This window comes from Streptomyces sp. NPDC087906, from assembly GCF_055584925.1.
The window spans coordinates 805,235-829,662 of record NZ_JBVJLC010000003.1; the positions used below are offsets into that span (position 1 = coordinate 805,235).

A 24,428-nucleotide genomic window follows, 5' to 3' on the forward strand; every position below is an offset into this window, starting at 1 on the left:
GGTACGCGCGGGTCCCCGAGGTTCACGCAGGCAGTTCAGACAGGTGAGGGCCGCGGCGCCGAGGGGATGGCGCCGGGGCCCTTCCGTGTGCGGGCGTCCGGGTCGGTGCGTACACGGTTCGGTGCGTGCGCGGGTCAGTCGTGCCAGGCGCCGTACTCCTCCAGCAGCGTCTGGAGGGGCCCGAAGACACCGGGGGAAGCGGCCACCGTCAGATCGCGGTCGGGCCGCGCGCCCGGCCGGCCGCCGGTCAGTGCCCCCGCCTCCCTGGCGATCAGCTCGCCCGCCGCCAGGTCCCAGGGGAAGAGCCCGCGCTCGAAGTAGCCGTCCAGCCGGCCCGCCGCCACGTCGCAGAGGTCGACGGCGGCCGAGCCGCCCCGCCTGATGTCCCGCACCTGCGGGATCAGCCGCTGGGCGACGGCGGCCTGGTGGGTGCGGACGGTGGTGACGTAGTTGAAGCCGGTGGACACCAGTGCCTGGTCGAGCGAGGGCGACGGGCGGCAGGTGGCGGTCCGGCCGTTGACGAGGGCGCCGCCGCCCCGTACCGCCTGGAAGGTCTCCCGGCGCAGCGGGATCTCCACCACCCCGACCAGCGTCTCGCCGCCGCGTTCGGCGGCGATGGACACGGACCAGGTCGGCAGGCCGTAGAGATAGTTGACGGTGCCGTCCAGCGGGTCGATCACCCAGCGGACGCCGCTGGTGCCGGCCGAGCTGGCGCCCTCCTCGCCGAGGAAGCCGTCGTCCGGGCGGTGCTCGGAGAGGTACGTCGTGATCAGCTTCTCCGCCGCGATGTCCATCTCGGTGACGACGTCGATGGGGCTCGACTTCGTGGCGGCGACGGTGAGGTCGTCGGGGCGGCCGTCCCGCAGCAGCGCGCCGGCCCGCCGCGCGGCTTCCAGCGCGAGGGCGAGCAGTTCGGCGCTCAGGGCGTCGTCGGGCAGGGCGTCGTCGGGCAGGGGATCGCGGGGCCGGGAGTCGTCGGTCACAGGGGCTCCTTCAGGCGTACGGGCTGTCGGCGCCCGCGGCGGCGGGCCTGGGGGTGCGGGCCGGGCAGCAGCCGGCCGGGCAGAGGTCGTGGCTCGCGCCGAGGGCGCCCAGCGCGCAGCGCTCGGGGTCGCGGCCCCGCTCGGTCGCCGCCCGCTCCAGGAGGAGATCGCGTACGGCGGCGGCGAAGCGCGGGTCGGCGCCGACCGTCGCCGAGCGGCGGACGGGCAGGCCGAGTTCGGCGGCCTTGGCCGTGGCCTCGGTGTCCAGGTCGTACAGGACCTCCATGTGGTCCGAGACGAAGCCGATGGGGGCCATCACGACGGCGGGGACGCCTTCGCCGTGCAGCTTCTCCAGGTGGTCGCAGATGTCGGGTTCCAGCCACGGGATGTGCGGGGCGCCGCTGCGGGACTGGTAGACGAGCTGCCAGGGGTGGTCGACGCCGGTCTCCTCGCGCACGGTGTCGGCGATCAGCCGGGCGACGTCGAGGTGTTCGGCGACGTAGGCGCCGCCGTCGCCGTGCGCGGCGGCGGGCCCCGACGTGTCGGCCGACGCCTCCGGGATGGAGTGGGTGGTGAAGGCGAGGTGCGCGCCGGCCCGTACGTCCTCCGGCAGGTCGGCGAGCGAGGCGAGCACGCCCTCGATCATGGGGCGCACGAAGCCGGGGTGGTTGAAGTAGTGCCGCAGCTTGTCGACGCGCGGCAGCTCAAGCCCCTCGTCGGCGAGGGTGGCCAGCGCGTCGGCGAGGTTCTCGCGGTACTGGCGGCAGCCCGAGTAGGAGGCGTAGGCGCTGGTGGCGAGGACGGCGATCCGGCGCCGGCCGTCGGCGACCATCTCCCGCAGGGTGTCGGTCAGGTACGGCGCCCAGTTGCGGTTGCCCCAGTAGACCGGCAGCTCGATGCCGTGCTCGGCGAGGTCGGCGCGCAGCGCGGCCAGCAGGGTGCGGTTCTGCTCGTTGATCGGGCTGACCCCGCCGAACAGGAAGTAGTGCTTCCCGACCTCTTTGAGCCGCTCCTCGGGGATGTCGCGGCCGTGGGTCACGTTCCGCAGGAACGGAACGACGTCGTCCGGTCCTTCGGGGCCGCCGAAGGACAGCAGGAGCAGGGCGTCGTAGGGGGAAGTCACAGGCTCTTCGGGCATGTTTCGATCCTGCCATCCGCCCTGGCGGCTCGGACAACCGCCGCACTCGTAACCTGTATGAACCTCGTTCATTCCTTACCGGAGCGTTCCCTTGCCCAGTCCGTACCAAGCGATCTTCACCACTCCCGGCACCAAGGGATTCAGCGCGGCCGGCCTGCTCGGCAGGATGCCGCTGTCCATGATGGGCATCGGCGTCGTCACGATGATCTCGCAGCTCACCGGCAGGTACGGCCTCGCCGGCGCGCTCTCGGCGACGCTGGCGATGTCGTCGGCGGCGCTCGGCCCGCAGATCTCCCGGCTGGTCGACCGGCACGGCCAGCGGCGGGTGCTGCGGCCCGCCGCCCTGGTCGCCGTGGCCGCCGTCGCCGGGCTGCTGGTCTGCGCCCAGCAGGAGGCGCCGGAGTGGACGCTGTTCGTCTTCGCGGCGGGCGCGGGCAGCGTGCCGAGCGTGGGCTCGATGGTGCGGGCGCGCTGGGCCGAGATCTACCGGGACTCACCGCGCGAGCTGCACACCGCGTACTCGTGGGAGTCGACCGTCGACGAGATGTGCTTCATCGTCGGCCCGATCGTCTCCATCGGCCTGTCGACGGCGTGGTTCCCCGAGGCGGGTCCGCTGCTCGCCGCCTGCTTCCTGGCGGCCGGCGTCCTGTGGCTGACGGCGCAGCGCGCCACCGAGCCGGTACCGCGCCCGCGCGACGAGCACACCGGACGTTCGGCGCTGCGCTCCCCCGGGCTGCGGGTGCTGGTGACGACCTTCCTGGCGACCGGGGCGATCTTCGGCGCGATCGACGTGGTGACGGTCGCCTTCGCCGAGGAGCAGGGCCACAAGTCGTGGGCGAGCCTCGTGCTGGCCGTGTACGCGCTCGGTTCCTGCCTCGCGGGGGCGGTGTTCGGGCTGCTGCACTTCACCGGATCCGCGTCGCGGAGATGGCTGGTGGGTGTCTGTGCGATGGCCGTGAGTATGATCCCTCTCCAACTGGCCGGGAGCCTGCCGTTCCTGGCCGTGACGCTCTTCGTCTCGGGGCTCCTGATCGCACCGACGATGGTCACCACGATGGCCCTCGTCGCGGCGCACGTACCGCGTACCGAACTGACCGAGGGAATGACCTGGACCAGTACCGGGCTCTCGGTCGGGGTGGCGCTCGGCTCGTCGGCCGGCGGCTGGGTGGTCGACGCGGCGGGGGCCGAGGCGGGGTACGCGGTACCCGCCGCCGCAGGGGCGCTCGCGGCTCTGGTGGCGGTCCTGGGGGCCCGTCGGCTGCGCGTGCCGGCGGCCGTACGGCCGGAAACTGTGCGACGAGGGAGCGGGGCCGATGAGCTGGAGCCGGTCGACGAGGACGGCGACCACGACGCGGGGCGGAGCGTGGCGTAACTGGGCGGGGAACGTCACGGCCAGGCCCGCCCGCACGGTCTCCCCCGGGTCCGTCGACGAGCTGGCGGCGGTCATCCGCGGGGCGGCCGAGGACGGGCTCAAGGTCAAGGCCGTCGGCACGGGCCACTCGTTCACCGCGGCGGCGGCGACCGACGGCGTGCTCGTACGGCCCGATCTGCTGACCGGCATCCGCTCGGTCGACCGCGAGGCGGGGACCGTCACCGTCGAGGCCGGCACGCCCATGAAGCGGATGAACGCCGGGCTGGCCCGCGCGGGCCTGTCGCTGACGAACATGGGCGACATCATGGAGCAGACCGTCGCGGGGGCGACCTCCACCGGGACGCACGGCACCGGCCGCGACTCGGCGTCGACAGCCGCCCAGATCCGCGCGCTGGAACTCGTCACCGCCGACGGCTCGCTGCTGCGCTGCTCCGCCGACGAGAACCCGGAGGTCTTCGCCGCCGCCCGGATCGGGCTCGGGGCGCTCGGGGTGGTGACCGCGATCACCTTCGCCGTGGAGCCGGTCTTCCTGCTGACGGCCCGTGAGGAGCCGATGAGCTTCGACCGGGTGACCGCCGAGTTCGACGAGCACGTGACCGAGAACGAGCACTTCGAGTTCTACTGGTTCCCGCACACCGGCAACTGCAACACCAAGCGCAACAACCGCAGCGCGGGCCCCGCGGCGCCGCCCGGCCGGGTCAGCGGCTGGATCGAGGACGAATTCCTCTCCAACGGCGTCTTCCAGGCCGCGTGTTCGCTGGGCCGGGCCGTGCCGGTGACCATCCCCGCCATCGCGAAGGTCTCCAGCCGGGCGCTGTCGGCCCGTACGTATACGGACATTCCTTACAAGGTCTTCACCTCACCGCGCCGGGTGCGGTTCGTGGAGATGGAGTACGCGCTGCCGCGCGCCGCTGCGGCCGACGCGCTGCGCGAAGTCAAGGCGATGATCGAGAGTTCACCGCTGCGGGTGAGTTTTCCGGTGGAGGTGCGGACCGCGCCCGCCGACGACATCGCGCTGTCGACGGCCTCGGGCCGGGAGAGCGTCTACATCGCCGTGCATCTCTACCGCGGCACCCCGCACCAGGCGTACTTCACCGCGGTGGAGCAGATCATGACGGCGCACGAGGGCCGGCCGCACTGGGGGAAGATCCACACCCGGGACGCGGAGTATCTGGCGGGGGTGTACCCGCGCTTCGCCGAGTTCACGGCGCTGCGCGACCGGCTCGACCCGGACCGGCTGTTCGCCAACGACTATCTGCGCCGGGTGCTCGGCGACTGATCCCGCCGGGCACTGGCTGATCTCGCCGAGCTACTGACCTCGCTGAGCTACTGACCTCACTGAGCTACTGACCTCACTGAGCCGAGGTGCCCGGACCGGTGTCCGAGGTGGCCGCGCCGCCCTCGCCCTGCGAAGGCGTCGGGGCGGGTGCCGTAGGGGTGGGCGCGCTGTCGGAGGGCGTGGGCTGCGGGGTGCCGGGGCTGTGCGAAGGACCGGTCTGCTGCCCGCCGTCCCCGCTGCTGGGGGTGTCTCCGGGGGACGGGGTGACCTGGGTGGTCCCGCCGTCGCCGGGCGTGCCGCTGCCGTCCTGGCCCGGGTCCTGTGATTGCTGGGTGTCGCCGGGCTGGTGGGACGGCTCGGACGGTTGCCCGCCGCCGTGTCCCCCGCCGCCGCCTCCGACGACCGAGCCGACGGTCGTGCCCTTGCCGCCGCTGAGGTCCTGCCCCGAGGCCAGCTCGAAGCCGGTGATACCGATCATCGCCACCAGGAAGACCACGGCCGCGGCGATGACCGGGCGCTTCCAGCCCCGCACCCGGGTGCCGTGCGTGGTGGTCTCGCCGAACTCCCCGTCCGGCGCCTCGGCGAGGGTGACGGGACCTGAGCCCGCGTCCCGCGCCGGGACCTGACGGCCCTTCGGCTTCGCCTGGACCGTCACCACGCGTATCTGCTCGCCGGTACGCCGGAACACATGCTGGAAGACGGAGGCCCCGCACGTCGCGATCACGCTGACCACGCCCGCGCCGATGATCGTGCCGTACACGCCGAGCTGCGAGGCGAGCACCGCCGCCGCGATGGCGGCCACCGCACTGCCCGCGACCTGCGGAAGGCTGAGGTCGAGCCGCCGCCCCCCGCGCTCCGACCCGTCACCCGCGCCCGGCGTCGCCGCGCCGTCCTGCCTCTGATTCATCTCCAGCCCCTGCTTGCCCATCTGCCCCACCCTGCATCAGGAAGGGACAATGGGGCGAAGTGAAACGTTCCGATTCTGCGGATTGTGTGAAGCGCAACACCGGGCCATGGCCAGAGGTACGGCTCAACTCCCGTGGTCACGGAGAACTTGGGCGGCGCGTCAGCCCACCCGGATGGCCCGAATGGAGTACTGTGGCGAGCCCTGGGGCCGGACTCCCTCGCGGGTGTCCGGGACCTCCGGAAGGGGGCCGAAGTGGCACTCGATCCGGCGGGGCCGTTGCGCCGCACGGACGCCTGCTGCACAGAGTGACCGGTCCGTCACTCTGCGTCGCAAACAGGTAACCGTGCCATAACGGCGATCCAGGACCCCTGCCCGACACGCCGGGCAACACGGCAAGGTTGTGGCAGGCTGCACCCGGGCAGGCCACACTCGACTAGCGGAAGCAGCGACGCACGTGACGTCGGCAGGCACCACCCGGGAGGTTCCCATGCCCGAACTGCGTGTCGTGGCCGTCTCGAACGACGGCACACGACTGGTGCTCAAGGCTGCCGACAGCACGGAATACACGCTGCCGATCGACGAGCGGCTGCGGGCAGCCGTACGGAACGACCGCGCCCGGCTCGGGCAGATCGAGATCGAGGTGGAGAGCCACCTCAGGCCCCGTGACATCCAGGCGCGGATACGGGCCGGAGCATCGGCCGAAGAGGTCGCCCAGTTCGCCGGCATCCCCGTCGACCGGGTCAGGCGCTTCGAAGGCCCCGTGCTGGCCGAGCGCGCCTTCATGGCCGAACGCGCCAGGAAGACGGCTGTCCGGCGCCCCGGCGAGAACGCGGGACCCCAGCTCGGTGAGGCGGTCCAGGAGCGGCTCACCCTGCGCGGCGCCGAGAAGGAGACCGTCCAGTGGGACTCCTGGCGGCGGGACGACGGCACCTGGGAGGTGCTGCTGGTCTACCGCGTCGCCGGTGAACCCCACTCGGCGAGCTGGACGTACGACCCGCCCAGGCGGCTCGTCCAGGCCGTCGACGACGAGGCGCGCGCGCTGATCGGCGATCCCGACGACACGCTGGCGGCCCCGAGCCAGGAGCCGAGCTTCCCGTTCGTGCCCCGGATCGCCCGGCTGCCGCGCGACCGGCCGCTCGACCGCGCTCTCGACCGGGCCATGGAGCGCCCCGGCCTACCGGCGGAGCCCGACGAGACCAGCGAGCGCGATTCGCTGACCAGCCTGCTGGAGGCGGTGCCGAGCTTCCGGGGCGACATGGTCGTACCGGAGCGGCCCGCGCCGCCCGAGCCGCCCGCCGCCGAGCCCGTGCAGGAGCCGGGGGCCGAGGAGCCGCCGGCGCCCGCGGCCTCGGCCGGTGCGGGGTCCGCGTACGCGGACGTGCTGATGCCGCGCTCGGTGTCCGGTCACCGCGACCGGCTCACCGGTACGACGGACCGGCAGGCCGAGGCGGACGGTGTCCGGCCCGGCAGGCGTGCGGCGGTGCCGAGCTGGGACGAGATCGTCTTCGGCACGCGCCGCAAGAAGCAGGAGTAGCGCGCTTCGTCCGACGAGACGGCGTGGTGGCCCGTACGCACTTCGGTGCGTACGGGCCGCTGTGCTGTCCGCCGCGCTTCGGTTTACGAGGGGTCAGGGCCGGTGGCGACCGGGCGGGCGGTGTCCGCCGACCACTCGGACCAGGAGCCCGCGTACAGCGCCGCCGGGATGCCGGCGATCTCCAGCGCCAGCACCTCCTGGGCGGCCGATACGCCCGAGCCGCAGTAGACCCCGACCTCGGTGCCGGGGGTGGCGCCCAGTGCCGCGAACCGGCTCACAAGATCAGCAGTCGGGAGGAAGGTGCCATTTTCGGCCAGATTCTCGCTCGTGGGAGCGGAGTGCGCGCCTGGCACATGGCCGGCCACCGGATCGATCGGCTCGATCTCGCCCCGGTAGCGCTCGGCGGCCCGCGCGTCGAACAGGAGCCCCCGCCGGGCGAGCGCGGCCGCGCCGTCCGCGTCGAGCACCGGCAGCCCGCCGGGCGCCGGGCGGAAATCGCCCTCCTCGGGCTTCGGGATCTCGGTGGACAGCGGCCCGGTCCAGCTCGCGAGACCGCCGTCCAGTACGCGGACGTCCTGGTGTCCCGCCCAGCGCAGCAGCCACCAGGCGCGCGCCGCCGACCAGCCCTGGGCTCCGTCGTAGACGACCACGGCCGAATCGGCGGACACACCGGCGCGGCGCATCACGGCCCCGAAGGCGGCCGCGTCGGGGAGCGGATGGCGGCCCGCCGCCCCCGGCTCACCTGCCAGTTCCGTGTCGAGATCGACGTATACGGCGCCGGGCAGATGCCCCGCCTCATACGCGGGGCGGCCGGGCGGCCCGCCCAGCGTGTAGCGGATGTCCAGGATGACGGGCGGCCGGGGGCCCGCCGACTCGCTCGCGAGTTCACTCGCGGTGATGATGGCTGTCATACCGCCATCCTCGCGCACCCCGTGACGGGGGTGTAACACCGCTAAAACGCGCGGTAAACACCGAATCCAGATCACGCCAAAAGCGGTGGAGTCGGGAAGCGCGGCGGGCCGGGTGGTGCGAGCATCTGCTGGGGAGTGCCCCCGCGATCCGGACGGGATTTCGCGGACACGCCCCGGGACGCACCCCGCGAGTCCCCGCCGGGTACACGAGGAGAGTCGATGACCGAGGCAGCGATCCGGCGCACTCCAGGCACGCCCTGCTGGGTCAGTCTGATGGTGCACGGCTTGGCCGCGACCAAGGAGTTCTACGGCGCGCTGTTCGGCTGGGAGTTCCAGGAGGGCCCGGGGCAGCTCGGCCCCTATGTGCGCGGGACGCTCGACGGTCAGGTGGTCGCCGGGATCGGCGAGCTGCCGCCCGACCGGCATCTGCCGATCGCCTGGACGACGTATCTGGCGACGGACGACGCCGACTCGACGGCCGAGACCATCAGGAGCTGCGGCGGCACGGTCGGCGTGGGCCCGCTGGACGCGGGCAAGGCGGGCCGGCTGGCCATCGCCTCGGACCCGGCGGGCGCGGTCTTCGGGATCTGGCAGGCGTGGGCGCACACCGGGACGGCGGTCGCGCAGGCCCATGGCACGCCCGCCTGGAACGAACTGCTGACCCGTGAGACGTCCTCGGTCGCCAAGTTCTACCAGGCGGTCTTCGGCTACGACGCCGAGGCGGTCGTCTCCGCCGACTTCGACTACCTGACGCTGCGGCTGGCAGGACGCCCGGTCGCCTCGCTGCACGGCCTGGGCAACTCCCTCCCGCGCGAGCTGGGTTCGCACTGGATGGCGTACTTCGAGGTCGAGGACACGGACGCGGCGGCGCGACTCGTGACGGACCTCGGCGGCCACGTGATCCAGCCGCCGCACGAGGAGGAAACGGGCCGAGCGGCCAAGGTCGCGGACCCGGAGGGCGCGGTCTTCACGATCGTCACATCGAACGCCCGCTGAGCGTTGGCCGCGCTGGGCGGCTCGTGCCCGGTGTGACCCTGGCTACCGGCTCGTCGCCCGTGGACCACGCGACCCGGCCGACCCGGGTACGGATCGGCCGCGCCGAAACCCGGCCACGGCGGACGGCCGTCGCGAGTCCGCCCGGCAGGCCGCGTTGCTCGGGCATCACGGCAGAACCGTGAGCCTTGACGCGAGACCGGCCGCCGGCTCGTCGCCCGTGGCTCGGCGGCGCAACCGGCCGGCGTGATGCTCTCCGCCGCGTGTTCGGCGTATGCCCGGGTAGGCGCGTGCCGCAGCCATGGCGCGGGCTCCGGCTCCGGACCTGCCGTCAAGGCCCGCTGGGCCGGGGCTGAACGGCAGCGGGAAGCCTGGGTGCTCCATTCGCGGACTCCCCCCGCCGGTCTCGGTCGTGACAGGGCGTCAGTTGTGCCGGGGCGCCGCCGCGCGGGCTGCCAGTGCCAGGGTGCGGCGGGCGCCTGCTACTACCGCTGCGTCTACGAAACGGCCGTCGGGGAGGGCCAGGGCTCCCCCGTCGGTCTCGGCCGCGGCGACCATTTCCCTGGCCGCCGCCACCTCGGCGGCTGTTGGCAGGTAGGCCCGCTCGATCACCGGCAACTGCCGTGGGTGGATGGCCGTTCGGCCGAGGAAACCGAGCGCGCGGCCCCGGGCGCAGGACTCGGCCAGTCCGGCCAGGTCCTTGACGTCGGGGTAGACGGATTGCGCCGGTGGGGCCAGGCCCGCCGCGCGGGCTGCCACGACGACCCGGGCGCGCGGCCAGGCGAGGGCGTTCTCGTCGCTCATGCCGAGGTCGGCCCGCAGGTCGGCCTCGCCGAGCGCGATCCCCCGTACCGCAGGATCGGCGGTGGCGACGGCGAAGGCGTTCTCGATGCCGAGCGCCGATTCCAGCAGCGGGTAGAGCGCGGGGACGGCGAACGCGTGGCCCGCGTCGCCGTCCGGCCGCGCGCGTAGCTGCCGTACGACATCGGCGATGTCGGCGGGGATCGCGACCTTCGGCAGCCGCAGCCCGCCGAGTCCCGGCAGCGACCCCAGCGCCGCCAGGTCGGCCGCCGCGTGCTGCCCGCCGATCGCGTTGATCCGCACGTGCACGGCGGCGGGCCCTGGCGCGGGCTGCGCCAGCAGCTCGGCGGTGGCGGCCCTGGCGTACTCCTTGCGGTCGGGGGCGACCGCGTCCTCCAGGTCGACCAGCACCACATCGGCGCCGGAGCGCAGCGCCTTGGCCACCACGTCGGGCCGGTCGCCCGGCGCGTACAGCCAGGTCAGTACGGTGTCCATGGCGCCCGGCGCGCGGGGCGCCGTGACGGATCCCGCGCTCACAGCGCGCCGCCCTTCCGCAGGTCAGCGATCTCGTCGCCGCTCAGGCCCAGTTCGGCCAGGATCTCGGTGGTGTCGGCGCCGTGCGGACGGCCCGCCCACTTGACGGCGCCGGGTGTCGCGGAGAGCCGGAAGAGGACGTTCTGCATCTGCACCGGGCCCAACTCCTCGTCCTCGACGCGGACGATGGAGCCGAGCGCGCGGTACTGCGGATCGGCCATCACGTCCCGCACGTCGTAGATCGGCGCGACCGCGGCCTGCGCCTTCTCGAAGACCGCGACCACCTCGTCGGCGTCGTGCCGGGCGATCCAGCCGCCGACCGCTTCGTCCAGGACGTCGGCGTGCTGGGCCCGGCCCGCGCCGGTCGCGAACCACGGCTCGTCGATGAACTCGGGGTGGCCGACGAGCCGTACGACCCGTTCGGCGATGGACTGGGCGGAGGTCGAGACGGCCAGCCACTTGCCGTCGGCGGTCCGATAGGTGTTGCGCGGGGCGTTGTTGGCGGACCGGTTGCCCGTCCTCGGCTGCACGTAGCCGAGTTGGTCGTGCCACAGGATCTGCGGGCCGAGCATGGCCAGCATCGGCTCGATGATCGCCATGTCCACGACCTGGCCCTCGCCGGTGCGGTCGCGGCCGGCGAGCGCGGTCATCACCGCGTACGAAGTCGCCAGCGCGGCGACGGAGTCGGCGAGGCCGAAGGGCGGCAGGGTGGGCGGGCCGTCCGGTTCGCCGGTGACGGCGGCGAAGCCGCTCATGGCCTCGGCGAGGGTGCCGAATCCCGGGCGGGTGGAGTACGGGCCGAACTGGCCGAAGCCGGTGACCCTGGCCAGCACCAACCGGGGGTTCACGGCGGACAGTTCCTCCCAGCCGAGCCCCCATTTCTCCAGGGTGCCGGGGCGGAAGTTCTCGATGATCACATCGGCGTCCGCCGCCAGTTTGAGCAGCACGTCCCGGCCGCCGGGGGTGGACAGGTTGAGCGTCAGATTGCGCTTGTTGCGGCCGAGGTGCTTCCACCACAGGCCGACGCCGTCCTTGCTGGGGCCGTGGCCGCGGGACGGGTCGGGCTTCAGCGGATGCTCGATCTTGGTCACCTGCGCGCCGAAGTCACCGAGCATGGTGGCGGCGAGCGGACCGGCGAACAGCGTCGCCATGTCCAGCACGCGCAGCCCGTCGAGCGGGCCGGGGTGCCGGGGCGCCGAGTGGTCGTCGTCCGGGGGCTGTTGCTGCATGGCGTGCCTGGGCCTTTCGGGTCGGCGGAAGTGGGTCAGGGTGCGGTGGCGGCCAGCGCCTCGATGCGTGCGCGCTCGGGCATGGAGGACGAGGCGCCCTGCTCGGCCACCGACAGCGCGGAGGCGGCCGAGGCCCAGGCCAGCGCCCGCGCCATGGGGACGCCTTCGCCGAGGGCGACGGACAGCGCGCCGACGAAGGTGTCACCGGCGGCCGTGGTGTCGACGGCGCGGGTCTTGCGCGCGGGGACGAGCAGCGGCTCGCCGCCGCGGCTCGCGTACAGGCTGCCCCGCGCGCCGAGCGTGATCACGGCCTCGGGGACCGATTCGAGGAGGACCGGCGCGGCTGCCCACGCGTCGTCCTGCCCGGTGAGGGTGGCGGCTTCGTGTTCGTTGGGGACCAGCAGATCGGTGACGGCGAGGAGTTCGGGGGGCAGCGGCTGCGCGGGGGCGGGCGTCAGGATCGTCCGTACGCCGTGCCGGCGCGCGGCGCGCGCACCGGCCAGCACGGCCTCCATGGGCAGTTCGAGCTGGAGCAGCAGCGCTCCGGCGTCGGCGATGACGTCCTCGTCGCCCTCGGCGAGCGCGGTGACGGTGCCGTTGGCGCCGGGAACGACGACGATCGCGTTCTCGCCGGCGTCGTCCACGACGATGTGCGCCGTGCCGCTCGGGCCCGGCACGGTGCGCAGCGCGCCGGTCGCCACACCGGCTTCCGCCAGGGTGGCGCGCAGCCGGCTGCCGAAGTCGTCGTCCCCGACGGCGCCGATCATGGACACGGAGCCGCCGGCGCGGGCCGCGGCGACGGCCTGGTTGGCGCCCTTGCCACCGGGGACGGTGGTGAAGGACCGGCCGGTGACGGTCTCGCCGCGTGCCGGGGCCGTGCTGGTGTAGGCGACCAGATCCATGTTCGTACTGCCGAGGACGGCGATCCTCGCTGCGGTGGCTGCGGTCATGGCGTGGTGTCCTCCTGGACGCCGGTGGCCAACGCGGCGGTGCGCCGGGCCAGTTCGTCGAAACCGATCCCGTCGAGGCCACCGACCGTGGTGGCGAGGCGGTTCTTGAGGGGGGCGGTCCAGCGCTCGGGGAGCGCTGCCGGGCTCCCCGCGAGCAGCCCGGCGATCGAGCCCGCCGTGGCGCCGTTGGAGTCGGTGTCCCAACCGCCGGAGACGACCCGGCAGATGGAGCCGGTGAAGTCGCCTTCGGCGTGGGCGAGGGCGGCGGCGAGCAGGGCCGCGTTGGGCAGCACATGGACCCAGTGGTGGTGGCCGTACTCGCCGTGCAGGTGGTCCACGACCGAGGCGAACGCCCCGATGGTGCCGGTCGGTTCGGCCCGCGCCGCCGCGATGCCGAACCGTACGGCCCGGGCCAGCCGGGAGCGCTCGGGTACGACGGCGAGCCCGGCCCGCAGGCAGCCGTGCACGTCGCCGCCACCTGCCGACGCCTCGGCGATTGCCGCCGCGGCGAACATCTCGCCGTACACACCGTTGGCGGTGTGCGTCAGGACGGCGTCGCGCCAGGCCGCTTCGGCGGCTGCGCGCGGGTCGCCGGGGTGGGTCCAGCCGAAGATGTCGGCGCGGATGAGGGCGCCGATCCACTCGCGGAAGGGGTTGCGCAGGTGTCCGGTGGCGGGCGGCTCGACGCCGTCGAGCAGATTGCGGTACGCGACGCGCTCGGCCGTGAAGGTGCGGCCCGCCGGGAGTTCGGCGAGCCACAGTTCCGCCACGTCCTCCGTACGGAAGCCGTGGCCGTGCGACTCCAGCAACAGCAGGCCGAGCAGCGGGTAGTTGAGGTCGTCGTCCTCGGGCATGCCGTCGATGTTCTCGGCCAGCGAGGTGGGCCTGCTGCGGCGGTTCCACGGCCATCGGGCCGCGACCTCGGGGCCGAGGCCGCGCTCGGTGAACCAGGTGTCCAGCGGCCAGTTGCCGGTGGAGCGCGCGATCTCCCGGATACCGGCGAGCGGCAGCTTCTCGACGGGCTTGCCGAGCAGGCAGCCGGCGGCGCGGCCCAGCCAGCCGGCCTCAAGTCGCTGCGTCAGTCCCGCTACGGCGGGCCGGGCGGCCGGGGCGTGCGGCGCGGCGGCCCGGATCTCCGCCAGGCCGGTGGGCTCGTCGGCGGCCGAAGGCGGCTGGATCAGGGCCAGTTCGTCGAGGAGTTGCCCGGCGAGCGCGCGCAGCGCGGGATCGGCGGGGCCCGGGGACGCCCCGGCCAGCTCGGGCGCCGGGTGGCCGCCGGCGGCAAGCCAACGCCGCTCGACGTCCGCCGCGTCCCTGCCGTCCTCGCGTGCCTGGCGCAGTTCGTGGCCCACCAGGTCCTCGGGCTGCACCCAGGTCAGCCGGATGCCGGTCATGACACGTCCGCGAGGGCGGCGAAGGCGGTCTCGTGCTCCCGCCTGCGGATGACGTCGCGGTCGAACACCTCGCGGGTGACGACGGCCAGTTCGTCGGCGGGGGTGGTCAGGTCGAGCTTGCTGGCCCGTGCCACCTCCTCGCTCCATTCGGCGGGGACGCCCGCGGCGCCGCCGAGGACTCCCGCTATGGCGCCGCCCATGGTGGCGATGGAGTCGCAGTCGCGGCCGTAGTTGACCGCGCCGAGCACGGTGCGGCGGAAGTCGCCGCCGCCGACCAGCAACATGCCGAGGGCGACGGGCAGTTCCTCGATGGAGTGCAGCCGGGAGGGCCTGCGGGCGCCGAGCGAGGGCTGCCGGTACTCGGGTCCTACGGTGTCGAACGGCGCGACGGCCTCCCGCAGCGGTGCCAGCGCTGACTCGAAGTCGTCGTGCTTCACGGCCACTTCGCACACCGCTTCGATCGCGGCGCGGGTGCCGTCCTTGGCGAGCGCCAGCGCGTCGTCCACGACCGAGCGCGGGGTGGCGCCGGGCCGGAAGGCGGCGGCCACGGCGGCGGCGAAGACGCCCGCCGCCTCGCGTCCGTACGACGACTGGTGCGGGGCCGCCACCTCCAGCGCCTCGGTGTAGGCGCCGGCCGGATTGGCCGCGTTGACGACGCCGACCGGCGCCATGTACATCGCCGCACCGCAGTTGACGATGTTGCCGGTGCCCGCCTCGCGCGGGTCGACATGGCCGTAGTGCAGCCGCGCCACGATCCACTTCTCGGCGAGGAAGATCCGCTGGAGCGGCAGCGCCTCGGCCTCCAGCTCCGGGATCCAGCGGGGGGTGCCGATCAGGTCGGGCACCAGATGGTCGGCGACGCTGTACGCGTCGAGGTGGTCGCGCACCGTGCCGTAGACCCGGACCAGCGCGTGCGTCATCAACGTGTCGTCGGTGACGTACCCGTCGCCCTTGTGGTAGGGCGCGATGGGCCTGGCGGTGCGCCAGTTCTCGTAGAAGGGGCCGACGATGCCGCGCACCCGGCCGCCGTGCCGTTCGGTGATCTGCTCGGGGCTCCAGCCCTCGACGGGGCCGCCGAGCGCGTCGCCGACGGCGGCGCCGACCAGGCAGCCGGTGACGCGGTCCTCCAGGGTCAGCTTCATGACAGACGGGATCCTTCCGGGACGGTGGGTTCGATACGGGCGAGCCGGCCGGCCAGGTCGACCAGATCGGTGCCTGCCTGGCGCGGCAGGGCGCAGCCGGCCAGGGTGCGGCACGCGTCGCGCCAGGCGGGCGGCAGGGCTTCGGCCCCTTGGACGGCGCCGGCGAGCGCCCCGGCGAGGGCGGGCGCCGAGTCGGCGACCCGGGACAGGCAGGCGGCGGCGGGTACGGCCTCGCCGAGCGAGCCGCCGGCCGCCAGCACGAGCGCGAGCGCGACGGGTACGGTCTCGGCCGCGGCGATGCCGTAGCTGTAGACGTGGTCGATGATCTGGTGTTCCAGCACGGGGACCAGCGCGAACGCGTGTCCCGGGCCGCCCGGCGCGCCTTCGGAAGCGGCCTGGACGAGTGCGACGGCCTGCCGTGCGTTGCGGCCGATCTCGGACTCGGCCGGCAGTTCGGCCAGGGCGGCGCCGACGCAGTCGGTGACCGGGGCGCCGGTCAGGGCCAGCGAGACGGCCGCCGCCATGGCGCGCGCGCCGAGGACGCCGTCGCCGTCCTGGGTGTAGCGGGCGTCGTACTCGGCGAGGTCGGCGGCGGCTGCCGGGTCGCCGGGGTGGACGACGGCGAGGACACAGGCCCGGCCGCAGGCCGCGTCGTCGAAGAAGTGCGGGTTGTCGTGGCCGGTGGCGGGCGGGCGCAGCCCTGCGGCGAGATTGCCGAGCCCGGCCCGTACGGAGATCCGGGCCCGGAGCGGTATCACGGCGGACTCCACCTCGGGGGCCATCGCCGCTGCCGCCGAGATCTCGGCGGCCAGCGAGATCCAGGCGAGGTCGACGGCGGCGCGCACCCTGCGGTCGTTGGTCAGGTCGCTGAGCAGCCCGCCGTGCGAGGAGATGATCGCCTCGGCGGTGAAGGCCGCCCATTCGGCGTCGTCGGACGGGCCGAGCCGCAGCGGCTCCGGCGGCTGGTTGAGCGCGATCGGCACGGGCAGGGTGGTGGTGGCGTTCTGCTCGGCGAACGTGTCGAGTTCGCGGGTGAGCCGGCGGGTCCACTCGGGCATCCGGGCCGCGCGGTGGCGGGCGGCGGGCCAGCCGGCCGCGTCGCCCGCCGCGAGGCCGAGCAGCAGCCCCTCGACCCGGCGCGGCGCGCCCGCCCCGCCGGTGCCCGCGTCCCCCTCGGCCTCCTCCGGTGCGGATTCCTGGTGCTTCAGTTCGGTGCGCGCTGTCACTGTGCGGCCCGTCCTTCCTGGTCAGGTGCGAGGAGATCCGCGATGTCGAGTACGTGGTAGCCGGCCATGGCGGGCAGGCAGCTACCGCGTACCGGCTTGATCACCGACGACCAGTGCTCGGGGATCGCCCCGTATCCGCCGAGCGCGCCGGCCAGGGCCCCGGCGAGGGCTGCTGTGGTGTCGGCGTCGCGGCCCATGTTGACCGCGGTCAGTACGGAGCGGGTGAAGTCGCCGTCGGCCAGGGCGAAGGCGCCGAAGGCGAGCCCGACCGCCTCGGGGGCGAGGTCGGTCCAGGGGTAGCCGCCGATGACGACGGCGGCCCGCAGGGCTCGCTCGCTCTCCAGGACGCTCAGCGAGCGGTCGAGCCGCACCCGGCGCGCGGTGGTCACGGCGCGCCGCAGCGATCTGGCGGTCCAGGAGTCCTCGGGAATGACGGAGAGCGCCGCGGTGATCACCTCGCCGCAGCCGCAGCCCGTCATGGCGGCAGCGACACCGGCCGCCGCCGCCTGGCCGCCGTAGATGCCCTCCCCGTCGTGGCTGATCGTGCCGTCGATGGCGACCAGCCGGGCGGCCTCGCCGGGGCGGCCGGCGGCGAACACCCCGAACGGCGCGGCGCGCATGGCCAGTCCGTCGCTCCAGGCGTGCCGGTGCTGGGCGCTGATCGGCGCCGCGAGTCCGCGCCTGAGGTTCTCCAGGGTGCCGCGCTCGCTGAACCCGGCGCCCCTGAAGGGGCCTTCGTCGCGGTCGGCGATCCACAGGTGCCAGGCGGTCTCGACGTCGGCGGTGGTCAGCGCCGCGCCGTGCTCGGCGAGCAGCAGCCCGGAGAGGATCGCGTACTCCGTGTCGTCCGTGCCCGCCGGGTCGTCGGTGACGAAGTCCTCGATCCGGCCCCAGCGCTGTCTGATCTGGGACGGCTTCATGTTCTCCGCCGGGGCTCCGAGCGCGTCCCCGACGGCGAGGCCGGTCAGTGCCCCCCGCGCGCGGTCACGTGGGGTGTCCGCCGCCGGCCGGGGCCTGGCGGCTCCGGGGGGCGGGGGCACCGGCGGAGCGCCGGACTCGGACGGTGGGGCGGGTAGTGCGTTCATGCCAGGTGCCGTTTCTTGGTGCTCGGTGTGGCTGGGTGGTGCGTGGTCGGCCGGAGTCCCCCTGTGATCAGCTCCGGTAGCGGTCGAAGATGCGATTGCCGTCGCGGACGAGCTTGTCGCGCAGCGTGCCGAGGCCGATGGCGCCGCTGTAGTACTGCTGGAGCGCGGGCGTGGCGATCTTGTCCTTCCATTCGGGGAAGCCGCGCACGCCGAGGACGGGCGAGGCGGTGAGGTGGGCGCCCATGTCGACGCCGACGCTCCAGCCGGTCTTGGCCGTGGCGATCCGCGGGTCGCGCAGCGCGGCGCTGCCGGTGGGCAGCAGCCAGTCGCCGCGGGCGAGTTGGACGAGGTGGCTGTTCTGGGTCATGAAGGCGATGAAGTCGACGGCGGCCTGCTTGTGCGAGCAGTCCTGGGAGACGGACAGGGTCTGGGGGCTGACGCCCTGGGCGCGTCCGCCGTCGGGGGCTTTCTCGCCCACCGGGAGTGGCAGTGTCACCCAGTCGAAGCCCTTCGGCGCCTGCTGCTGGACCTGCTGGCGGTACGAGAAGCCGAGCGGCAGCAGGGCGTAGCGGCCGGCGAAGAAGCCGGGCAGGGTGTCGCCGCCGCCCATGCCGAGCCCGCTCTCGGGGGCCGAGTGGTCGATGTTGACCTGCCGGTTGATGAGTTCGGCGACGGCCGAGTCGGCGGGTCCGAAGCGGATCTCGGAGCGGTCGTCGCCCCGGTAGAGGATTCGCCCTCCCGTGGTCATCGCCAGGTTGACGGTCACGTTGACCGGCTCCTTCATCGCCCAGGCGACCCCGTACCGGGAGTCGGCCCGGCCGCCGGGGCCGGTCAGCTCCTTGCAGATGTCCTCGAACTCGCTCCAGGTCCACGGCTTTTCGGCGGTGGGCAGCCGGATGCCGGCCTTGGCAAGCAGCGGGCGGTTGCCGATCAGGACACGGGGCTCCTGGAGGAAGGGCACTCCGTACACACCGCCGTTGAAGCCGGCCATGTCCCAACTGGACTGCGGGATGCGCTGCTTGAGGTCGGCCGGCAGATAGCGCGTCAGGTCGGCGAGATCGCCGCCCGAGGCGAAGTCCGTGAGGTCGTTGCCCTCGTCGTGGATGATGTCCGGCGCGGCGCCGCCCTCGAAGGAGGTCAGGAGCTGGTCGTGGACGTTGTCCCAGCTTCCCTGGATGTAGCGGACCTTGACCGTGGGGTGGGTGCGGTTCCACTGCGCCACGAGCGCCTTGTTGGCGGCGACGGACTCGGTCTGCCAGGCCAGCGACAGGTAGTCGAGGGTGGTGACTCCCCCGGCGCTGTCCGAGCCGTCGTCGGAGCAGGCGGCGAGCAGGGTGGCGGCCGCGGCTGTGCCGGCCGCGGCGCCCAGGAACGTACGGCGGCGCATCAGCCCTTCACCGCCCCGGTCATCGCGCTGCCGGTCAGCCGCCTCTGCAGGAAGGCGAAGAAGACCAGGCTGGGGATGGTGGCGAGGACGGAAGCGGCGGCGAGCGGGCCGAGGTCGGCGGCGCCCTCGGCGCCGATGAAATGGGTGAGAATGACTGACATCGTCTGCTTCTCCGGTGACTTGAGCAGGACCAGGGCGAAGAAGAACTCGTTCCAGGCCGTGACGAAGGAGAACATCAGGGTCGCCACGAGACCGGGCGCCAGCAGTGGCAGTACGACGCTGCGCAGCGTGCGCAGCCTGCCGGCGCCGTCGATCGACGCGGCCTCTTCGAGGGAGCGCGGGACGGCCTTCACATAGCCCTGGAGCATCCAGAGCGAGAAGGGCAGGTTCCACACGACGTACACGATGATCAGGCCGGGCAGCGAGTCGATCAGATGCACGTTCTTGAGCAGCAGGAACAGCGGGATGATGATGAGGACCAGCGGGAACATCTGGCTGAGCAGCACCCAGCCGGTGCCGAGCCTGCTGACCACGGACCGGAACCTGACCATCACGTACGCGGCGGGCACGGCGATGGTCACCGAGATCACGGCCGCGATCCCGGCGACGATCAGGCTGTTGAGCGCGGAGCGCAGCAGCGGCTGCTCGTCCAGCGCCGAGCGGAAGTTGCCGAGCGTCGGATGTTCCGGCAGCCAGGTCGGGTTGACGGAGCCGAGTTCCTGCGGGGACTTGAACGCCGTGGACAGCAGCCACAGCAGCGGGAAGGCGAGGAAGACCAGGTAGCAGACGAGGGCGACGTACTGTCCCGTACGGCCGGCGGCGCGCTTGGCGCGGCGCTTCCTCCTGATGGGCAGGGTGGTGCTCACTGCTCGTCCTCCTTCAGGCGGTTGCGCAGGAATACGGCGAGCAGCACGGCGATCACCGCGATCATCACGAAGCCCATGGCGGCGGCGTAGCCGAACTGGCCGTACTGGAACGCCTCCTGGTAGGCGAAGAGCATCGGCAGCCGGGTGGCGCCGCCGGGTCCGCCGTTGGTCAGCACGTAGACCAGGCCGAACGAGTTGAAGTTCCAGATGAAGTTCAGCGCGGTGATCGACAGCACCACGGGCTTGAGCGTCGGCCAGGTGACGGTGGCGAAGCGGCGCCAGACACCGGCGCCGTCCAGGGAGGCGGCCTCGTGGAGTTCGAGCGGCACGTTCTGCAGGCCGGCCAGCAGGACGACGGTGGTCTGCGGCATCCCGGCCCAGACGCCGACGACGATGACGGCGGGCAGCGCGAGTGACAGGTCGGAGAGCCAGTCGACGTTGGTGGAGATCAGATGCAGATGGCGCAGGGTGGTGTTGAGGATCCCGGAGTCCGGGTTGTAGACCAGCCGCCACATGATGCCGATGACGACCTCGGGCATCGCCCACGGCACGAGTGCCAGGGTGCGGGCCAGCCAGCGCAGCCGCAGGTTCTGGTTGAGCAGCAGCGCGAGGCCCAGCGACAGCAGGAACTGCAGCGCCGTGACGCAGACGGCCCAGATGAGGCCGATCCGGAAGGAGTCCCAGAACAGCGAGTCGAGCCGGAGGTTGGCGAAGTTGGTGAGCCCGGTGAAGGAGGTGGAGCTGGTCCTGCCGGACTGGGCGTCGGTGAAGGCCAGCGAGAGGCCGTAGAGCAGCGGGCCCACGCTGAGCACGAGGATCGGGATGAGGGCCGGCAGCAGCAGGAACCAGGCGTCCTTGTCGAGTCCGAGGACGCGGCGCCTGGCGGCGGTGGTGCGGGGCGGCGGGGTGCCCGCCTCGTGCGGGGGCCGCAGTTCGGTGCCGACGCTCATGCGGGCACCGCCGACGACGCCCGTACGACGAGCCGGGGGGCGACCGTCTCGGTGCGTACCGGACTGCCGGGGGGCGCGTCACCGCCGGCGAGCCGGGACACCAGCATGTCGGCGGCGATCCGGCCGCGTTCGGCCGAGCCGAGGTCGACGCTGGTCAGCAACGGCCAGCCGGCCCTGGCCAGTTCGCTGTCGTCCATGCCGACGACCGCCAGGTCGCCCGGTATGTCGAGGCCGCGGTCCTGCGCCGCGTGCGCCGCGCCGAGCGCGAGCTGGTCGTTGGCGCAGAAGACGCTGTCGATCCCGGGCTCGGCTGCCAGCAGCCGGTGGGCCGCCGCCGCTCCCGCCTCGATGGAGAACTCGGTGGTGACGGTCAGCGCGAGGTCGGGGATGATCCCGGCCTCGGTCAGCGCCTTGTGGTAGCCGACCCGGCGGTTGTGTCCCGGCACGGTGTCGGCGGGCCCGTTGATGAAGGCGATCCTGCGCCGCCCGGTCTCCAGCAGATGCCGGACGGCGAGCACGACACCGGAGACCGAGTCGGCCCGCACACTGTCGACCGGCGCCCCTTCGGGCAGCGAGCCGATGACCACGACCGGGCCCGCCGCCGCCCGCATGGCGGCGAGATGCGCGTCGGTGACCCGGATCGGGCAGAGGATCAGCCCGTCGCTGGTCCGTTCGGCGAGGCTGCGCACCACGCCCAGTTCGTCCTCGGCGACGGCGTCCGTGGAGTGCAGCAGCAGCCGGTAGCCGAGCGGTTTCGTGACGGCCTGTATCTGACGGACCATCGACACATAGGTGGGGTTGCCTATGTCGGGCATGGCGAAGGTGAGCTGGCGGGTCCTGCCGCCCTTGAGGGAGCGGGCCACGGCGTTGGGCACGTAGCCCAGTTCGGCGACGGCCCGCTCGACCCGCCGGACGGTGTCCGGGCGGGCGCCGTGTCCGTTGATGACCCTGGACACCGAGGCGATCGAGACGCCTGCCACTTTCGCGATCGTCTCCACCGTCGGTGGTCCGCTCGACGTCATCATCCTTGCCCCTTTGCTGACACGACGCACATTTACTGACAGAACCATCAACTGGAAACGTTTACAGTTCGGGCCTGAACCACCCCTGCGGAGAGATGGGTTTCCTCAATGTTGCGTATGTATTTCGCTGTCAGTCAATGAGTTGTGGCTTGGATCACCGTTACGGTGCCGTCCTGTTATCCGCCGTTGACCGGAAGGACATCGGGCGAGAGCGCGCCCGCCTTGGCGCTCGCTGCCGTCATCCGGCGCCGGTGATGGCGCCTGCACAGCACCTCGTAGCCGATCTCGTCGCCCGCCTGGTGGACATCGCCGACGACGACCTGCGCGCCCTCGACGACCATCGCGCCACCGACCGTACGGGCGTTGTGGGTGGCCCGCGCGCCGCACCAGCACAGCGCCTCGACCTGCAACACCTCGACGCGGTCGGCCAGTTCCACCAGCCGCTGCGAGCCGGGGAACAGCTTGGAGCGGAAGTCGGTGGTGATCCCGAAGGCGAAGACGTCCAGTTCCAGGTCGTCCACGACCCGGGCGAGCTGGTCGACCTGCTCGGGGCCGAGGAACTGCGCCTCGTCGGCGATCACGTAGTCGCACCGGCCGCCCTGCGAGAGGCGGTCCACCAGATACCCGTAGAAGTCGAAGCCGTCGGCGGCCTCGACGGCGTCGGTGACCAGGCCGAGCCGGGACGACAGCTTGCCCTCGCCCGCCCGGTCGTCCCGGGTGAAGATCATGCCCTGGAGCCCGCGTGCCGACCGGTTGTGCTCGATCTGAAGGGCGAGGGTGCTTTTCCCGCAGTCCATCGTTCCGGAGAAGAACACCAGCTCTGGCATGAGGGGGTGACGGCCTTTCGGTGGGGCGGGTGCGAGGGGCGGGCGGGCCCGGGGGCGGCTACGAGCGTACTTCGAGCAGCGGAACGAGCTGTTCGACGGGGGTCATCGAGCCGTGCATTCCGACCATCGCCGACTCGTGCGGCTCCTTGACCGAAGCCGTGATCACCACGTCGTCGTGCGCCGCCGCCACGACGTCGCCGATCCTGCCGTGCACCCGCTCGTCCATCTGTCCCGGCGGGCCGAACCAGCCCGCCTCGATCGCCTCGTCCCTGCTCGCCACCCAGAACCGGTCGCCCAGCACCTCGCGCCAGACGGTGAGCACGTCCCCGTGGGCGCCCGGCACCGCGTAGACATGGCGGGCCCTGCCCTCGCCGCCCAGCAGGGCGACCCCGGCGCGCAGCTCCCAGTCCTCGTCGAAGTCGATGCGCGACTCCTCGTCGAACGGTACGTCGATCATGCCGTGGTCGGCGGTCACGTACAGCACGGAGCGCGGCGGCAGTTGCTCGGCGAGCCGCTGCACCAGCCGGTCCGCGTACATCAGTTGGCCGCGCCAGGCGTCGGAGTCGATGCCGAAGCGGTGGCCCTTGCTGTCCACCTCGCTGTAGTACGTGTAGACCAGCGAGCGGTCGCCGGCCGCGAGTTGGGCGGCGGCCAGATCCATCCGCTCCTCGCCGGAGAGCCGGCCGTGGAAGGTGCCGCCGCTGAGGGCGACCTTGGTGAGCGGGGTGTGGGTGAAGGTCGGCGACGACACCTGCGCGGTGTGCACCCCGGCGGCGTCGGCGCGCTGGAAGACGGTGGGGTACGGCTGCCAGACGTGCGGGTCGGTCCAGGGCTTCCAGCGGAGCTGGTTCATCAGCGCGCCGGTGTCCGGGTCGCGCACGGTGTAGCCGGGCAGGCCGTGCGCGGAGGGCGGCAGGCCGGTGCCGACGGAGGCGAGCGAGGTCGCCGTGGTGGCGGGGAATCCCGCGGTGATCGGGCGGCCCGTCGCGCCGCGCGAGGTGGGCAGCAGCGAGGTCAGGAAGGGGGCCTCGACGGGGTGCGCGAGGATCTGCTCCCAGCCGAGGCCGTCGATCAGGAAGACGCAGTTCCGGTCGGCGGGGGTCAGTTCGGCGATGGCGGCGGTCATGTCCGGCACGCCCTGCCCGGCCGCGATGGTGGGCAGCAGGTCGACGAGGGAGCCGCTGCCGTACTCGGGCAGCGGCGCGGTGTCGAGACCGAGCGGCACGGGATCCTGCCAGAGCGGCTGGGCGGCCATCAGCGGTTGGTCGCGGTCGCGGCGGCGGCCGTCGTGGCCTCCGAGAGCGACTGGGCGAAGACGAGCGACTGCCGGACGGCGTCGGGCCCGTCGCCCGCCTCGCTGACCCGCAGGCTCAGGTCGTCGGCGGTGGAGCTGCCGGTGTAGCCGTGGTCGGCCTCGCAGTTGGGGTCGCCGCAGGCGGCGGGCTCCAGGTCGATCCGGGAGACGGCGCCCCACCCTATGGTCAGCACGACCTCGCGGGGCAGCGACCCCGGGGTGTACGACTCGGGGTTGGCGACGACCCTGCTGACCACGACGGACGAGATCCGGTCGAGCCTGACCGATTCGGTCGACGTCGTGGCGTACGGCGTGGGCGAGCTGCTGTCGGCGGCCTGCTCGTCGGTGTGGCTCACCACGAACCGGTGGGCGGTCAGGACGAGCACGGTCACATGGCGGCGCACCTCGTTGGAGTCGAAGGTGGTCTCCTGATGCACCAGATACGACTCGACGGGCTCCCCGCCGACAGCGGCCTCCACCGCTTCGGCCACCAGAGCCGGGTAGTAGCCGCTGCGCTCGATCGCCGTGCGCAGCCCCTGGGTCGTCGTACCGGTCTTCGCCATAGGTCACATCCTACGGTGGCCCCATGGCTGCGGGAGACGCC

The 24,428-nt window shown here is 72.9% G+C and carries 22 protein-coding genes; 4 read left to right on the top strand and 18 right to left on the bottom strand.

The window, feature by feature from the left end:
* Positions 1-134: 134 nt before the first annotated feature.
* The gene (locus ACZ63I_RS12990; RefSeq protein ID WP_469338374.1) at positions 135-938 is read right to left on the bottom strand and encodes an inositol monophosphatase family protein; all 804 of its coding nucleotides are present in this window, start codon (positions 936-938) and stop codon (positions 135-137) included.
* A 55-nt stretch (positions 939-993) separates the two neighbouring features.
* Positions 994-2,121: a ferrochelatase gene (locus tag ACZ63I_RS12995; RefSeq protein ID WP_469338130.1), complete on the bottom strand. Its 1,128-nt coding sequence runs from the start codon at positions 2,119-2,121 to the stop codon at positions 994-996.
* Positions 2,122-2,212: 91 nt separating this feature from the next.
* Here ACZ63I_RS12995 and ACZ63I_RS13000 point away from each other — a divergent pair, with 91 nt between their 5' ends.
* Together ACZ63I_RS13000 and ACZ63I_RS13005 are read left to right on the top strand one after the other, a co-directional pair.
* Complete coding sequence (locus ACZ63I_RS13000) at positions 2,213-3,493, top strand: MFS transporter (RefSeq protein ID WP_469338132.1); 1,281 nt, start codon at positions 2,213-2,215, stop codon at positions 3,491-3,493.
* The gene (locus tag ACZ63I_RS13005; protein ID WP_469338134.1) at positions 3,435-4,772 is read left to right on the top strand and encodes a D-arabinono-1,4-lactone oxidase; all 1,338 of its coding nucleotides are present in this window, start codon (positions 3,435-3,437) and stop codon (positions 4,770-4,772) included. Before ACZ63I_RS13000 ends, ACZ63I_RS13005 begins: the two co-directional genes overlap by 59 nt.
* Before the next feature lie 73 nt (positions 4,773-4,845).
* Here the strand turns inward: ACZ63I_RS13005 and ACZ63I_RS13010 are convergent, their stop codons facing one another.
* Positions 4,846-5,679, bottom strand: coding sequence for a hypothetical protein (locus ACZ63I_RS13010; RefSeq protein WP_469338136.1), 834 nt, complete (start codon positions 5,677-5,679; stop codon positions 4,846-4,848).
* A 487-nt stretch (positions 5,680-6,166) separates the two neighbouring features.
* On the opposite strand from ACZ63I_RS13010, the gene sepH reads away from it, so the two are divergent.
* Positions 6,167-7,213, top strand: a complete 1,047-nt coding sequence (sepH, locus tag ACZ63I_RS13015; protein WP_469338137.1) for a septation protein SepH — start codon at positions 6,167-6,169, stop codon at positions 7,211-7,213.
* A gap of 83 nt (positions 7,214-7,296) precedes the next feature.
* Here the strand turns inward: sepH and ACZ63I_RS13020 are convergent, their stop codons facing one another.
* Positions 7,297-8,124 carry a sulfurtransferase gene (locus tag ACZ63I_RS13020; protein ID WP_469338139.1) on the bottom strand — a complete coding sequence of 276 codons (828 nt, stop codon included), beginning with the start codon at positions 8,122-8,124 and terminating at the stop codon, positions 7,297-7,299.
* A 219-nt stretch (positions 8,125-8,343) separates the two neighbouring features.
* On the opposite strand from ACZ63I_RS13020, the gene ACZ63I_RS13025 reads away from it, so the two are divergent.
* On the top strand, positions 8,344-9,120 hold the full coding sequence (locus tag ACZ63I_RS13025; RefSeq protein ID WP_469338141.1) for a VOC family protein: 777 nt from the start codon (positions 8,344-8,346) through the stop codon (positions 9,118-9,120).
* 420 nt (positions 9,121-9,540) lie between these two features.
* Here ACZ63I_RS13025 and ACZ63I_RS13030 read toward each other — a convergent pair whose 3' ends face one another.
* From ACZ63I_RS13030 to ACZ63I_RS13095, 14 genes are all read right to left on the bottom strand, one after another.
* Positions 9,541-10,413 (bottom strand): HpcH/HpaI aldolase/citrate lyase family protein, encoded by an 873-nt coding sequence (locus ACZ63I_RS13030; RefSeq protein WP_469338376.1) that lies wholly within the window; start codon positions 10,411-10,413, stop codon positions 9,541-9,543.
* Positions 10,414-10,451: 38 nt separating this feature from the next.
* Positions 10,452-11,681, bottom strand: a complete 1,230-nt coding sequence (locus ACZ63I_RS13035; protein ID WP_469338143.1) for a CaiB/BaiF CoA transferase family protein — start codon at positions 11,679-11,681, stop codon at positions 10,452-10,454.
* Between the two features lie 35 nt (positions 11,682-11,716).
* Positions 11,717-12,631 (bottom strand): ribokinase, encoded by a 915-nt coding sequence (rbsK, locus tag ACZ63I_RS13040; RefSeq protein ID WP_469338145.1) that lies wholly within the window; start codon positions 12,629-12,631, stop codon positions 11,717-11,719.
* Positions 12,628-14,025, bottom strand: coding sequence for an ADP-ribosylglycohydrolase family protein (locus tag ACZ63I_RS13045; RefSeq protein ID WP_469338146.1), 1,398 nt, complete (start codon positions 14,023-14,025; stop codon positions 12,628-12,630). Before ACZ63I_RS13045 ends, rbsK begins: the two co-directional genes overlap by 4 nt.
* Positions 14,022-15,167, bottom strand: coding sequence for an ADP-ribosylglycohydrolase family protein (locus ACZ63I_RS13050; protein WP_469338148.1), 1,146 nt, complete (start codon positions 15,165-15,167; stop codon positions 14,022-14,024). Before ACZ63I_RS13050 ends, ACZ63I_RS13045 begins: the two co-directional genes overlap by 4 nt.
* Positions 15,164-16,375, bottom strand: a complete 1,212-nt coding sequence (locus ACZ63I_RS13055) for an ADP-ribosylglycohydrolase family protein (RefSeq protein WP_469338378.1) — start codon at positions 16,373-16,375, stop codon at positions 15,164-15,166. The genes ACZ63I_RS13050 and ACZ63I_RS13055 overlap by 4 nt, the downstream gene beginning before the upstream one ends.
* 14 nt (positions 16,376-16,389) lie before the next feature.
* Positions 16,390-17,478 (bottom strand): ADP-ribosylglycohydrolase family protein, encoded by a 1,089-nt coding sequence (locus ACZ63I_RS13060; protein WP_469338149.1) that lies wholly within the window; start codon positions 17,476-17,478, stop codon positions 16,390-16,392.
* Between the two features lie 67 nt (positions 17,479-17,545).
* A complete protein-coding gene (locus ACZ63I_RS13065) occupies positions 17,546-18,865 on the bottom strand; it encodes an ABC transporter substrate-binding protein (protein ID WP_469338151.1) in 1,320 nt (439 codons plus the stop codon).
* Positions 18,865-19,731 carry a carbohydrate ABC transporter permease gene (locus ACZ63I_RS13070; RefSeq protein WP_469338152.1) on the bottom strand — a complete coding sequence of 289 codons (867 nt, stop codon included), beginning with the start codon at positions 19,729-19,731 and terminating at the stop codon, positions 18,865-18,867. Before ACZ63I_RS13070 ends, ACZ63I_RS13065 begins: the two co-directional genes overlap by 1 nt.
* A complete protein-coding gene (locus tag ACZ63I_RS13075; RefSeq protein ID WP_469338154.1) occupies positions 19,728-20,681 on the bottom strand; it encodes a carbohydrate ABC transporter permease in 954 nt (317 codons plus the stop codon). The genes ACZ63I_RS13070 and ACZ63I_RS13075 overlap by 4 nt, the downstream gene beginning before the upstream one ends.
* Positions 20,678-21,703 (bottom strand): LacI family DNA-binding transcriptional regulator, encoded by a 1,026-nt coding sequence (locus tag ACZ63I_RS13080; protein ID WP_469338156.1) that lies wholly within the window; start codon positions 21,701-21,703, stop codon positions 20,678-20,680. Before ACZ63I_RS13080 ends, ACZ63I_RS13075 begins: the two co-directional genes overlap by 4 nt.
* Positions 21,704-21,879: 176 nt before the next feature.
* Positions 21,880-22,530 (bottom strand): thymidine kinase, encoded by a 651-nt coding sequence (locus ACZ63I_RS13085; RefSeq protein ID WP_469338157.1) that lies wholly within the window; start codon positions 22,528-22,530, stop codon positions 21,880-21,882.
* 58 nt (positions 22,531-22,588) lie between these two features.
* Positions 22,589-23,785, bottom strand: coding sequence for an alkaline phosphatase family protein (locus ACZ63I_RS13090; RefSeq protein WP_469338159.1), 1,197 nt, complete (start codon positions 23,783-23,785; stop codon positions 22,589-22,591).
* Positions 23,785-24,387 carry a DUF5998 family protein gene (locus ACZ63I_RS13095; protein ID WP_469338161.1) on the bottom strand — a complete coding sequence of 201 codons (603 nt, stop codon included), beginning with the start codon at positions 24,385-24,387 and terminating at the stop codon, positions 23,785-23,787. The genes ACZ63I_RS13090 and ACZ63I_RS13095 overlap by 1 nt, the downstream gene beginning before the upstream one ends.
* Positions 24,388-24,428: the final 41 nt, after the last annotated feature.